Source organism: Streptomyces sp. PL-25 (assembly GCF_058344915.1).
In genome coordinates this window covers 6187868-6200972 of record NZ_CP136997.1, presented here as the reverse complement: position 1 = coordinate 6200972, position 13105 = coordinate 6187868, and the positions used below count along the sequence as shown (strand labels likewise).

Annotated in this window: 8 protein-coding genes and 2 pseudogenes; 7 read left to right on the top strand and 3 right to left on the bottom strand. The window is 71.5% G+C overall.

Annotated features, from left to right (window positions below):
• Positions 1–45 precede the first annotated feature (45 nt).
• The 3 genes from R4Z62_RS27640 (at position 46) to R4Z62_RS27630 (ending at position 2194) form a co-directional block, all read left to right on the top strand.
• Positions 46–402 carry a DUF742 domain-containing protein gene (locus tag R4Z62_RS27640; RefSeq protein WP_064537717.1) on the top strand — a complete coding sequence of 119 codons (357 nt, stop codon included), beginning with the start codon at positions 46–48 and terminating at the stop codon, positions 400–402.
• Between the two features lie 6 nt (positions 403–408).
• Positions 409–978, top strand: coding sequence for a GTP-binding protein (locus tag R4Z62_RS27635; RefSeq protein WP_355485259.1), 570 nt, complete (start codon positions 409–411; stop codon positions 976–978).
• A gap of 82 nt (positions 979–1060) precedes the next feature.
• Positions 1061–2194 carry an FAD-dependent monooxygenase gene (locus tag R4Z62_RS27630; RefSeq protein ID WP_385501634.1) on the top strand — a complete coding sequence of 378 codons (1134 nt, stop codon included), beginning with the start codon at positions 1061–1063 and terminating at the stop codon, positions 2192–2194.
• A gap of 229 nt (positions 2195–2423) precedes the next feature.
• Here the strand turns inward: R4Z62_RS27630 and gcl are convergent, their stop codons facing one another.
• Positions 2424–4208 (bottom strand): glyoxylate carboligase, encoded by a 1785-nt coding sequence (gene gcl, locus R4Z62_RS27625; protein WP_355485301.1) that lies wholly within the window; start codon positions 4206–4208, stop codon positions 2424–2426.
• A 682-nt stretch (positions 4209–4890) separates the two neighbouring features.
• Between gcl and R4Z62_RS27620 the strand changes: the two are divergent.
• The 4 genes and pseudogenes from R4Z62_RS27620 to R4Z62_RS27605 all read left to right on the top strand — a co-directional run.
• Positions 4891–6372: pseudogene (locus R4Z62_RS27620) on the top strand (alkaline phosphatase family protein); the annotation flags it as partial.
• Between the two features lie 75 nt (positions 6373–6447).
• A pseudogene (locus R4Z62_RS27615) lies at positions 6448–7152 on the top strand (chitosanase); the annotation flags it as partial.
• Between the two features lie 99 nt (positions 7153–7251).
• Complete coding sequence (locus R4Z62_RS27610) at positions 7252–8739, top strand: MFS transporter (RefSeq protein ID WP_491521201.1); 1488 nt, start codon at positions 7252–7254, stop codon at positions 8737–8739.
• The gene (locus tag R4Z62_RS27605; protein WP_064535946.1) at positions 8736–9725 is read left to right on the top strand and encodes a TolB-like translocation protein; all 990 of its coding nucleotides are present in this window, start codon (positions 8736–8738) and stop codon (positions 9723–9725) included. Before R4Z62_RS27610 ends, R4Z62_RS27605 begins: the two co-directional genes overlap by 4 nt.
• Here R4Z62_RS27605 and R4Z62_RS27600 read toward each other — a convergent pair.
• Complete coding sequence (locus tag R4Z62_RS27600; protein ID WP_491521200.1) at positions 9685–11358, bottom strand: AMP-binding protein; 1674 nt, start codon at positions 11356–11358, stop codon at positions 9685–9687. The two genes, R4Z62_RS27605 and R4Z62_RS27600, sit on opposite strands and share 41 nt — an antisense overlap.
• Positions 11355–13028, bottom strand: coding sequence for an AMP-binding protein (locus tag R4Z62_RS27595; protein ID WP_491521199.1), 1674 nt, complete (start codon positions 13026–13028; stop codon positions 11355–11357). The genes R4Z62_RS27600 and R4Z62_RS27595 overlap by 4 nt, the downstream gene beginning before the upstream one ends.
• Positions 13029–13105 lie beyond the last annotated feature (77 nt).

Genomic DNA, 13105 nt, shown 5'->3' with positions numbered 1-13105 from the left:
ACGCACTGGGAGCACGAGGACACGGGGGACGACGCCGAGGAGAGCATGGTGCGCCCCTACACCATCACCCGCGGCCGGACCGCTCCCGAACGCGACGACCTGACCCTGATCACGGTGCTCAGCACGCTGGACGAACCCCTCGACGAGCGGGGCGCCCCGCTGCGTCCGGGCAGGCTCCAGCCGGAGCACCGGCTCATCCTCGCCCGCTGCCGCCGCCCCGTCGCCGTGGCGGAGGTCGCCGCCGGGCTCGATCTGCCCGTGTCGGTGACCAAGATCCTGGTGGGCGATCTGGTCAGCCAGGGCCTGCTGGGCGCCCGCGCGCCGATCTCGGTGGCGTGGGCGGCGGGCGGCGCAGACCGGCGGCTGCTGGCCGCCGTCCGTGACGGACTTCGGAGACTGTAGAACACCATGAGCAACAGACAGGCGGACCCCGCCGCCGTCAAGATCCTTGTCGCCGGCGGGTTCGGCGTCGGCAAGACCACCCTGGTGGGTGCGGTCAGCGAGGTCACTCCGCTGCGCACCGAGGAGTACATGACGCAGGCCAGCGTCGGCGTCGACGACCTCGCGGGCATCCGCGAGAAGGAGACGACGACCGTCGCCCTGGACTTCGGACGCATCACGATCAGCGACGAGGTCGTCGTCTACCTCTTCGGCACCCCGGGCCAGGAACGCTTCTGGTTCATGTGGAACGACCTCGTCAACGGCGCCCTCGGCGGTGTCGTCATCGCGGACACCCGGCGCCTGGAGACCAGCTTCGCCTCGATCGACTTCTTCGAGAGCCGGGGCATCCCGTTCGTGGTCGCCATCAACTGCTTCCACGGCCACAACACCCGTACGGCGGTGGAGATCAGGACGGCGCTCGACCTCGATCCGCAGGTCCCGCTGCTGATCGGCGACGTCAGGCAGCGCGAGTTCGCCAAGGAGACGCTGCTCGCCCTGGTCGACCACCTGATGAGCCTGCCGGTCCCGGCCGGTTGAACCACCCCTTCTGTTCCCCCTGTTCCCCTCTTCGCTCCCCTCTTCTTCTCTTTCCCTCTTCCTCGTTCTGGAGACACCCGAGATGACGACACCCCTGCACGTGCTGATCCACGGTGGTGGCATCGGCGGACTCACTCTGGCCACGGCGCTGGCCCGGCGCGGTCACACCGTGGAGGTGGTCGAGGCCCGGCACGAACTGGACGCGCTCGGGGTCGGCATCATCCAGCCGTCCAACGCGCTGCACGCCATGGACGAGATCGGGGTGCTCGACGACTGCCTGCGGGCCGGCTTCGAGTGGGAGGTGCTCACCATCGCCGACCCGACGGGCACCACCCTGGCCGAGATACCGCAGCCGCGCATGGGCGACACCCCGTCCAACAACGGCATCCCGCGCCCGGCACTGGCCCGGGTGCTCGGCGCCGCGGCGACAGCGGCCGGCGCCACGATCCGCTTCTCGGCCACCATCACCGAACTCACCGACGACGGCGCGGGCGTCGACGTCACCCTGTCGGACGGCTCCTCGGGCCGCTGGGACGTGGTGGTCGGTTTCGACGGCATCGGCTCGCCGCTGCGCTCCCGGCTGTACGGCGACCGGTACACCCCGCAGTACACGGGGTTCGCCAACTGGCGGGTGACCGTGCCGCGGCTGCCCGAGGTGCGGGGTGTGGTGATGGGGGTCGCCGGGCAGGAGGCGAAGGCGCTGCTCACCCCGATCACGGACGAACTGATGTACCTGGGCGCGGTGTTCGCCGAGGCCGAGGACTTCCGGCCGGACCCGGAGCGCGCCCTGGAGCAGTTGCGGGAGCGGCTGGCCGCCTTCTCGGGCCCCGTGGCCCAGGCGCTCGCCTCGGTCACCGACCCCGCCGGTGTGGTCTACTCCCGTATTTCCCAGGTGACGGTCGAGGAGGCGTGGCACGTGGGCCGGGTCGTGCTGGCCGGTGACGCGGCGCACGCGAGCACCCCGCACCTGGCCCAGGGCGCGGCCATGGCGGTCGAGGACGCGGTGGTGCTGGCCCACGCGCTGGACGCCCAGGCCGATGTGCCCGGCGCGCTCAAGGCGTGGGAGGAGCGGCGCCGGCCCCGGGCCATGTGGGTGCAGGCGCTCTCGCGCGCGGTGCTCAAGCAGGAGATGGGCGCCGCGACGACGCCCGAGGAGGACGAGCTGCTGAAGGTGGGCGTCCCGGGCGCCGCGCACGTCCTGGTCAAGCCCTACTGACCGGCCCGGCCGGGTACGACCGACGGCCCGCCGCCCCGCACGGGGGCGGCGGGCCGTCGCCGTCTCACGGACCCTTCGGCACCGCCCGGACGTCGCCCGGCTCGACGGCCGTGCTCAGACCTTCAGCGGCTCGACGGCGTGCTCAGACCCTCAGTGGCTTGAGGGCCGTGCTCAGACCTTCAGCGGCTTGAGGGCCGTGCTCAGACCTTCAGCGGCTTGAGGGCCGTGCTCAGACCTTCAGCGGCTTGAGGGCCGTGGGCGCGTGCTGCGGCTCGGTGGCCAGTTCCTCGAACTCCACGACGTTGCTGATGTCGTTGGTGCCCGACATGGAGATGTTGGTGACGCGCTCCAGGATCGCCTCGACGACGACCGGCACCCGGTGCTCGGCGGCGAGCTTCTTGGCCTCCTCGAAGGCGGCGCCCAGTTCGTTCGGGTCGGTGACCCGGATCGCCTTGCAGCCCAGGCCCTCGGCGACCCGGACGTGGTCGACGCCGTAGACGCCCAGCTCGGGAGCGTTGATGTTCTCGAACTCCAGCTTGACCTGGAAGTCGATGTCGAACGCCCGCTGCGCCTGCCGGATCAGGCCCAGGTAGGAGTTGTTCACCAGGACGTGGATGTAGGGGATCTTGTGCTGCGCGCCCACGGCCAGTTCCTCCAGCATGAACTGGAAGTCGTAGTCGCCGGAGAGGGCCACGACCGGGGACTCCGGGTCGGCCTTGGCGACGCCGAGGGCGGCCGGGACGGTCCAGCCGAGCGGTCCGGCCTGGCCGCAGTTGATCCAGTGCCGCGGCCGGTAGACGTGCAGCATCTGGGCGCCGGCGATCTGGGAGAGGCCGATGGTGGAGACGTAGCGCGTCTCCGGGCCGAAGGCCTTGTTCATCTCCTCGTAGACGCGCTGCGGCTTGATCGGGATGTCGTCGAAGTGCGTACGGCGCTGGAGGGTGGCCTTGCGCTCCTGCGCGGCGGCGGCCCAAGCGGAGCGGTCGGGCAGCCTGCCGGCCGCCTTCAGCTCCCGGGCCACCTCGACGAACAGCTTCAGCGCGGCCTTGGCGTCGGAGGCGATGCCGTAGTCCGGGGCGAAGATCTTGCCGATCTGGGTCGGTTCGACGTCGACGTGGACGAAGGTGCGCCCGGCGGTGTAGACGTCGAGCTTGCCGGTGTGGCGGTTGGCCCAGCGGTTGCCGATGCCGAGGACGAAGTCGGACTCCAGGAAGGTCGCGTTGCCGTAGCGGTGCGAGGTCTGGAGGCCGACCATGCCGGCGTTCAGCTCGTGGTCGTCGGGGAGGATGCCCCAGCCCATCAGGGTCGGCACGACCGGGGTGCCGGTCAGCTCGGCGAACTCGACCAGGAGGTCGGCGGCGTCGGCGTTGATGATTCCGCCGCCGGCCACGATCAGCGGCCGTTCGGAGGCGGTCAGCATGCCGATCGCCTTCTCGATCTGGGCGCGGCTGGCGGCCGGCTTGTAGACGGGCAGCGGCTCGTAGGTGTCCGGGTCGAACTCGATCTCGGTGAGCTGGACGTCGATCGGCAGGTCGATGAGGACCGGGCCGGGGCGGCCGGAGCGCATCAGGTGGAACGCCTGCTGGAAGACGCCCGGGACCTGGGCGGCCTCCAGGACGGTGACGGCCATCTTGGTCACCGGCTTGGCGATGGAGGCGATGTCGACGGCCTGGAAGTCCTCCTTGTGGATCACCGCGGTCGGGGCCTGGCCCGTGATGCACAGGATCGGGATGGAGTCCCCGATGGCCGAGTAGAGGCCGGTGATCATGTCGGTGCCGGCCGGTCCCGAGGTGCCGATGCAGACGCCGATGTTGCCCGGGTGGGTGCGGGTGTAGCCCTCGGCCATGTGCGAGGCGCCCTCGACATGGCGGGCGAGGGTGTGGCCGATGCCTCCGGAGGCCTTGAGCGCCGCGTAGAAGGGGTTGATCGCCGCGCCCGGCACACCGAACGCGTCCGTGACGCCCTCGCGCTTGAGGATCTCAACTGCCGCGCGGGCAGCGGTCATTCGAGCCATCGAGTACTCCTGCTTCGGCTGTCTTCTGCTGTCTCGGCTGCCGGATTCGCACTCCGTCGCGCCCCGCGGTGAGCTTCTTCCGTACTTCCGTATAGCGGAAAGTAGTTTCTACGATCTGGAAGCAATGTAAGCGGGCGCCCGAGAGGCGTCAAGGGAGGAGGGAGCGGACCGGCCGCGGCAGGGCAGGCGTGAGCGCCCGCCGGGCGGCTGCCCGGCGGGGCCGAGGCGCGCGGACGCGCGCGAAGAGGAGAGAAGAAGAGGAGAGGGGAAGAGAAGAGAGGAGAAGAGAGGAGGGGGGAGGGAGGAGGGGAGGCGGGAGGAGGCGAGGACGGCGCGGAACAGGGCGGCGCGGTGCGGTGCGTCGTGGTGCGGGGCAGGCCGGGGCGACGGTCGCCACGCGCCCGGCCTGCCCGTTCTCCCGCCCCCACACGGCGGGATCCACGGTCGGGCCCGGAGGGTTCCGGGTGTCAGGAAACTTTCCTAACAGAAGAGGGATACTGAAACCGGACCCGCCCCGTCAAGGGATACGACCGGATGCCCGCGGGATCCGCCGGGACCGTTGACAGGCGCGCGCCACAGGGCGTACCTATTCCGTCGGCGGCCTGGCGCGGACGTTCCGAACCCGACGCGCTCACCCGTCCGCACCCGTGCGGACAGCGGTGCCCCGGCCGTCCGCGGTCCCATGCCGCTTTCCTTGCCTGTTGCTGCACGCGCACGTCCCGCGACGCACCCCCACACCGCGCCGCACCGGACCCCGGCCTGCCGCAAGTCGCCCAGGCGCTGCTCACCTCTGTTGTCCGGGGGCCCCTCGCCCCTCCTCAAGGAGATCAGCATGACGCCTACCCCACCCCTGAGGCCGCCCGTGCGCCCCGGCCGCCGTGCCCGGCGCACCGCCGTCGCGGCCGGCACGAGCATGGCGCTGGCCCTGCTCGGACTGACCGCCGCGGCCGGCGCCCCCAGCGCGCAGGCCGAACCGTCCGCAGCGTCCGCCGCCGTGCCCGCGACGTTCACCGCGAGCGGTGTCCCCAAGCTCGACCACGTCGTGGTGGTCATGGAGGAGAACAAGTTCTACGAGGACGTGATCGGCAGCTCCCAGGCGCCGTACATCAACTCCCTGGCCAAGCAGGGCGCTTCGTTCTCCGACTTCCACGGCGTCGTCCACCCCAGCCAGGGCAACTACGTGGCGCTCTTCTCGGGTTCCACGCACGGCATCAAGGACGACGACTGCCCGCACGACTACTCCTCCGACAACCTCGGCAACCAACTCCTCACCCACGGCAAGACGTTCGTGGGCTACTCCGAGGACCTGCCGTCCGACGGGTCGAAGGACTGCGGTGACGACGGCGACAGCGGCTACGCGCGCAAGCACAACGGCTGGGTCGACTTCAAGAACGTCCCGGCCTCCTCCAACCTGCGCATGAGCCGCTTCCCCTCGGACTACAGCAAGCTGCCCGACGTCTCGTTCGTGACGCCGAACCTCACCAACGACATGCACGACGGCACCGTGCGCGAGGGTGACGACTGGCTGCGCAAGAACCTGGACGGGTACGTCCAGTGGGCCAGGACGCACAACAGCGCGCTGGTGCTGACCTGGGACGAGGACGACAGCGACGACGACGTCAACCACATCCCGACGCTGGTGGTCGGCGCCCATGTCAAGCAGGGCTACAAGGGCAAGAGCCGCGGCGACCTCTACTCGCTGCTGCGCACCCTGGAGGACATGCACGGGCTGCCCGCGCTGGGCGAGGCGGCCTCGCGCCAGCCGCTCACCGACATCTGGGACGACGGCGGCACCACCCCGCCCGGCTCCTCGGACGACCTGGCGCTGAACCGGCCCACCAAGACCTCCTCCACCGAGAGCACCTCCTACTCCGGTGCCAAGGCGGTGGACGGCGACCCGGCCACCCGCTGGGCCAGCAAGGAGGGTTCGGACCCGCAGTGGATCCAGGTGGACCTGGGCGCGGACACCGACATCAACCGGGTGAAGCTCACCTGGGAGGACGCCTACGCCAAGGCGTACACGGTGCAGACCTCGAAGGACGGCTCCTCCTGGTCGACGGTGTACTCCACGACCAGCGGCGACGGCGGCACCGACGACCTCACGGTCAGCGGGAAGGGCCGGTACGTGCGCGTGAACGGCACCAAGCGCGGTACGTCGTACGGGTATTCGCTGTACGGCTTCGAGGTGTACGGCAAGGCGGGCTCCTCCACCACGCCGCCGGTGGAGTCCGGGGCCGACCTGACCGACCCGGCCAAGAAGGAGATCGCGATGGAGCTGGTCTCCAGTGCGGAGAACTCCTCCCTGGACTGGAAGGCCCAGTACACCTACATCGAGGACATCGACGACGGCCGCGGCTACACCGGGGGCATCGTCGGCTTCTGCTCGGGCACCGGCGACATGCTCGACCTGGTCGAGCACTACACCGACCTGAAGCCGGACAACGCGCTGGCGAAGTACCTGCCCGCGCTGCGCAAGGTCAACGGCAGCGACTCGCACTCCGGTCTGGGCTCGGCGTTCGTCTCGGCCTGGCACACCGCGGCCAAGGACGCCGTGTTCCGGCAGGCGCAGGACGACGAGCGCGACCGGGTCTACTTCGACCCGGCCGTCCGGCAGGCCAAGGCCGACGGGCTCCAGGCGCTGGGCCAGTTCGCGTACTACGACGCGATCGTGATGCACGGTCCCGGCGACGACGCGACCAGCTTCGGCGGCATCCGGGCGACCGCGCTGCGGCACGCCAAGCCGCCGTCCCAGGGCGGTGACGAGACGGCGTACCTGAACGCGTTCCTGGACGCGCGGGTGGCCGCGATGAAGACCGAGGAGGCGCACAGCGACACCAGCAGGGTCGACGCCGAGCAGCGTGTCTTCCTCAAGGCCGGCAACCTCCGGCTGAACCCGCCGCTGAAGTGGAAGGTCTACGGCGACCCGTACGAGATCGACGGCTGACCCGACCGAACGCCCCGGGCCCGCCGGCCGCCGCGCCGGCGGGCCCCTGTCCGGGCGACACCCCCCACGACGGGACAGGCACGAGAGGACACGTCAGCCATGTACATCTCATCGAGCCGGGCGACCGCGACCCCCCGGTCCCCCGGAACCGGCACCGAAACCGACCCGGCCACCGCCACCGGCGCCGCAGGTCCGGAAGGCCCGGCCGGTCCGGCCGGGCCGGGAGCACCGGCGGAACCGGGTGCCCCGCCGAAGGCCACGGCCCGGACCCGTGCCACCGCCCGGGTCTCCCCCAATGTGCTCGCGCTCGGCTCGGTCAGCCTGGTCACCGACATCTCCTCCGAGATGATCACCGCGGTGCTGCCCATGTACGTCATCTTCACCCTGGGCCTCAGCCCCCTCCAGTTCGGCGCGCTCAACGGCATGTACGTCGGGGTGACCGCGCTGGTGCGGGTGGCCGGCGGGCACGCGGCCGACCACTGGCAGCGCCGCAAACTGGTCGCGGGCGGCGGCTACGCGCTCTCCGCGGTGTGCAAACTGGGCCTGCTGGCGGCGGGTTCCTCGGTGCCGGTGCTCGGCGCCGTGATCGCCGCCGACCGTACCGGCAAGGGCCTGCGCACCGGCCCGCGCGACGCGCTGATCTCGCTGAGCAGCACCCCGCAGGCCCTGGGCCGCTCCTTCGGCGTGCACCGGGCGCTGGACACCGTGGGCGCCTTCCTCGGTCCGCTGGTGGCCTTCGCGCTGCTGCTGGCCACGCCCGGCCGCTACGACACCGTGTTCGTGGTGAGCTTCGGCATCGCCGCGCTCGGTGTGCTGATGCTGGTCCTGCTGGTCCGCGAGCGGCGCACCCCGGCACCGGCCGGAGCTCCCGCCGAACGGGCGGGCCTGCGCGATGTGCTGGCGCTGCTGCGCCATCGCGCCTATCTGCGGGTGGGCCTGGCCGCGGTGCTCCTGTCCGCGGTGGTCATCGGCGACTCGTTCGTCTATCTGCTCCTCCAGGAGCGGCTGGGCGTGCCCGAGCAGTACTTCCCGCTGCTGCCGCTCGGCACGGCGGGCGGCTATCTGCTGCTCGCGGTGCCCATGGGCCGGCTGGCCGACCGGGTGGGCCGGCTGCGGGTGTTCGCGGCCGGTCATGTCGCGCTGCTGGCGGGCTGTCTGCTGCTGTTCCTGCCGTGGGGCGGGATCGCGCCGATCGTCGCGGTGCTGGCCCTGCACGGCGTGTTCTACGCCTCGACGGACGGGGTGCTGATGGCCGCGGTCGGCCCGATGGTGCCCGAGCGGCTGCGGGCGGGCGGCCTGTCCCTGATCCAGACCGCCCAGTCGGTGGCCGCGCTGGCCGCCTCGGTGCTGTTCGGGGCCTGCTGGTCGCTGTGGGGGCTGCGCACCGCGCTGGCCGCGGCGCTGGTCGCCCTGGCCGTGGCGAGCGCGCTCGCGGTGTGGATCCTGCCCTGGCGCACCGAGCGGCGAGGTCTTGACGGGGCGGCCGGGACGGACAGGACGGCCGGGAACACCGAGGCCACCGGCACCGGCACCGAGGCCGCGGCCGCGGCCAGGGGCCGGGAGAACAGCGAGGGGAACGCCGAGTGAGCGGCAGGGCAAGGCTGTTGACGGTCGTCGCGGCCGTCCTGCTGGTGGTGGGCGCCAGCACCGGATATGTGTGGCACGTACGCGGCGGTACGAAGGCGGACACCGGGAGCGGGACCGTCCGGCTGGACGCGCGGGGGCGGATCCTGTTCCGCGACACCGCCCCGGGGTCCGGGTTCGGCAAGGTGGCGACCGTACCGCTGGACCGGCCCGGTGCCGCCCGCACGGTCGGCGGCACCCGCTGCGACCGGGTCTACGCGGCCCGGGGCACCGGGGTGTGCCTCCAGCGCACCGGCCCGGTGCCGGGCACCTATGTCACGGTGCTGGACCGCGAGCTGAACCGGGTCCGCCGGGTACGCACCGAGGGCTTCCCCAACCGGGCCCGGGTCTCCGGGGACGGCCGGATGCTGTCGTGGACGATGTTCGTGCGCGGTGACTCCTATCTGCGCGACGACTTCTCCACCCGCACCGGCATCCTGGACACCCGGACCGGCAGGCTGACCGGGAACATCGAGCGGATCCCGCTCACCCTGGACGGCCGTCCCTACGAGGCCGCCGACGTCAACTACTGGGGCGTGACGTTCGCGTCCGACGACAACACCTTCTACGCCACGGTGCGCACCGCGGGCCGCACCTATCTGGTCCGCGGCGACTACCGCGCGTGGACGGCGCGCACCCTGCGGCAGAACGCCGAGTGCCCGTCGCTGTCGCCGGACGGGACGCGTCTGGTGTTCAAGAAGCGGGTCAGCGCGGGCAGCGGGCGGCCGTGGCGGCTGTACTCGCTGGACCTGGCGACCATGCGGGAGACACCGCTGGCCGAGGCGCGCAGCGTGGACGACCAGGCGGCCTGGCTGGACGGGCACACCGTGATGTACGGGCTGCCCCGCCACGGCGGCGGCTGGGACGTGTGGTCCGTCCCGGCCGACGGGAGCGGGGCGCCGCGGCTGCTCATCCGAGACGCGAGTTCTCCGGCGGTGCTGCCGCGATGACGGCGCCGGCCGCGGCGGTGGTGGCGGCACCGCCGTGGTCGGCGCGCAGTTCGACCTTGCGCACCTTGCCGGACACCGTCATCGGGAAGGACTCCAGGACGCTCAGCCGGCTGGGCACCTTGTAGTGCGCGAGCCGGCCCCGGCAGAAGGACCGCACCTCCTCCAGGGTCGGCGGGTCGGCCGCGTCGAGCGGGATCACACAGGCCAGGACCTCCTCGCCGTACTCCTCGTGCGGTACGCCGACGACCTGGACGTCGCGGATCTTCGGGTGGCCGTACAGGAACTCCTCGATCTCGCGCGGGTAGATGTTCTCGCCGCCGCGGATGATCATGTCCTTGATGCGGCCGACGATCTCCACATAGCCGTCCTCGCGCATCACGGCGAGGTCGCCGGTGTGCATCCAGCGGCCGGGGTCGACGACCTCGTCGGTGCGCACCGGGTCCTCCCAGTAGCCGAGCATCACGCTGTAGCCGCGGGTGCACAGTTCGCCCGCCGTGCCGCGCGGCACGGTGGCCCCGGACGGGTCGACGACCTTGACCTCCAGGTGCGGCAGCACCCGGCCGACGGTGGCGGTGCGGTGTTCGAGGTCGTCGTCGGCGCGGGTCTGGAGGGACACCGGGGAGGTCTCGGTCATGCCGTAGCAGATGGAGACCTCGGCCATGTGCATCTCGGCGACCACCCGCTTCATCACCTCCACCGGGCAGGGGGAGCCCGCCATGATGCCGGTGCGCAGGGTGGACAGGTCGAAGGAGGCGAAGCCGGGGAGGTTCAGCTCGGCGATGAACATGGTCGGGACGCCGTAGAGCGAGGTGCAGCGCTCGCGCTGGACCGCCTCCAGGGTGGCCTCGGCGTCGAAGGACGGGGCAGGGACGACGACGCACGCGCCGTGCGAGGTGGCCGCCAGGTTGCCCATCACCATGCCGAAGCAGTGGTAGAAGGGCACCGGGACGCAGATCCGGTCCTGCTCGGTGTAGTTGACCAACTCCCCCACGAAATAGCCGTTGTTGAGGATGTTGTGGTGGGAGAGGGTGGCGCCCTTGGGGAAGCCGGTGGTGCCCGAGGTGTACTGGATGTTGATGGGGTCGTCGCAGGACAACTCGGCGGCGCGCTCGTCGAGTTCGTCCGCGTGCTCGGGTGTGCCGCGGGCGATCAGCTCGTCCCAGGTGGGGTCGCCGATGTAGACGGTCCGGGTCAGCCGGGGGCAGGCGCCGCGCACCTCCTCGACCATCGCCCGGTAGTCGCTGCTCTTGTACCGCAGCGAGGCGAAGAGCAGGGAGATGCCCGCCTGCTTCAGGACGTACTCGACCTCGTGGGTGCGGTAGGCCGGGTTGATGTTGACCATGACGGCGCCGATGCGGGCGGTGGCGTACTGGACGAGCATCCACTCGGCGCAGTTGACGGCCCAGATGCCCACCCGGTCGCCCTTGGCGACGCCGGTGGCCAGCAGCGCGAGCGCCAGCCGGTCGACGTCGGCGGCGAACTCGGCGTAGGTCCAGCGCCGCCCGGAGGGGACGTCGACCAGGGCCTCCCGCTCGGGCCAGGCGGCGACGGCCCGGTCCAGGTTCTCGCCGATGGTGTCGCCGAGCAGGGCCGTGCCGCCGGTCCCGTGGCTGTACGACAGTGCGGAAGTCACCGGAAGTCCTCCTCGCGGTACTCGTGGTCGGAGCCCTGGGCCGTGGCCTCGCGCAGTTCGATCCGGCGGATCTTGCCGGAGACCGTCTTGGGCAGATCCCCGAACTCCAGGCGGCGCAGCCGCTTGTAGGGGGCGAGGACCTTGCGGGAGTGCTCGAAGAGCACCTTGGCGGTGTCCGGGCCCGGCTCCCAGCCCTCGGCCAGCACCACGTACGCCTTGGGCACGGCCAGGCGCACCGCGTCGGGGGCGGGCACCACGGCCGCCTCCGCCACCGCCTCGTGCTCCAGCAGGGCGCTCTCCAGCTCGAACGGGCTGATCTTGTAGTCGGACGCCTTGAAGACGTCGTCGGAGCGGCCGATGTAGGTCAGATAGCCGTCCGCGTCGCGGGAGGCCACGTCCCCGGTGCGGTAGTAGCCGCCGGCCATGGACGCGGCGGTGAGGTCGGCGTCGCCGTGGTAGCCGGCCATCAGGCCGACCGGGCGGGCGGACAGGTCGAGCGCGATCTCGCCCTCGGCGGCGCCCGGCGCCCCGGAGACCGGGTCGAGCAGTTCGACGCGGAAGCCGGGGCTGGGCCGTCCCATGGAACCCGACTTCAGCACCTGGCCGGGGCTGTTGGAGACCTGCACGGCCGTCTCGGTCTGCCCGAACCCGTCCCGGACGGTGACGCCCCAGGCCCGCCTGACCTGCTCGATGACCTCCGGGTTGAGCGGTTCGCCGGCCGCGGCGACCTCGCGCGGCGGGGTGGCGAGACAGCCCAGGTCGGCCTGGATCAGCATGCGCCACACGGTCGGCGGGGCGCAGAAGGTGGTGACGCCGACGCGGTCCATCTCGGACATCAGCCGGCCCGCGTCGAAGCGCGTGTAGTTGTGGATGAAGACGGTCGCCTCGGCGTTCCACGGCGCGAACAGGTTGGACCAGGCGTGCTTGGCCCAGCCGGGCGAGGAGATGTTCAGATGCACGTCGCCGGGTTTCAGGCCGATCCAGTACATGGTCGCCAGATGCCCGATCGGGTACGAGGTGTGGGTGTGCTCGACCAGCTTGGGGCGGGCGGTGGTGCCCGAGGTGAAGTAGAGCATCAGCGGGTCGTCGGCGAGGGTCGGGCCGTCCGGCAGGAACCCGGCCGGTGACGCGTACGCGTCCTCGTACGGTTCCCAGCCCTCCTCGGGCAGCCCGCCGACCGCGATCCGGGTGTAGGCGCCGGGCACCTCGGCGAACTTGGCGGTGTCCTCGGCGCGCGCGATCACGTGCCGGACCCGGCCGCGCTCGACGCGGTCGCGCAGGTCGGCGGGGCCGAGCAGCGGGGTGGCCGGGATGACGACCGCGCGCAGCTTCATCGCGGCGAGCGCGGTCTCCCACAGCTCGGCCTGGTTGCCCAGCATCACCAGGATGCGGTCCTCGGCGCCGACGCCCCGCGCGCGCAGCCGGTTCGCGACCCGGTCGGAGCGCTCGGACAGCTCGGCGAAGGAGAGCCGGACCTCGGTGCCGTCCTCCTCGGCGATGTGCAGGGCGGTGCGGTCGTTGCCCTCGGCGATGACGTCGAACCAGTCCAGCGCCCAGTTGAACTGCTGGGGCCGGGGCCACTCGAAACCGGCGCAGGCCGTGGTGTAGTCCTCTCGGTGCGCCAGCAGGAAGTCCCGTGCCCCGCGGAAGGTCTCCGTCGCCGTCGTCATCTGTCCTCCATGTGCGGTCCAGCATCCGGACCATTGCCGTGCGGCTCGGCTCCATCGTGTAATCCGTGATGCAGGTC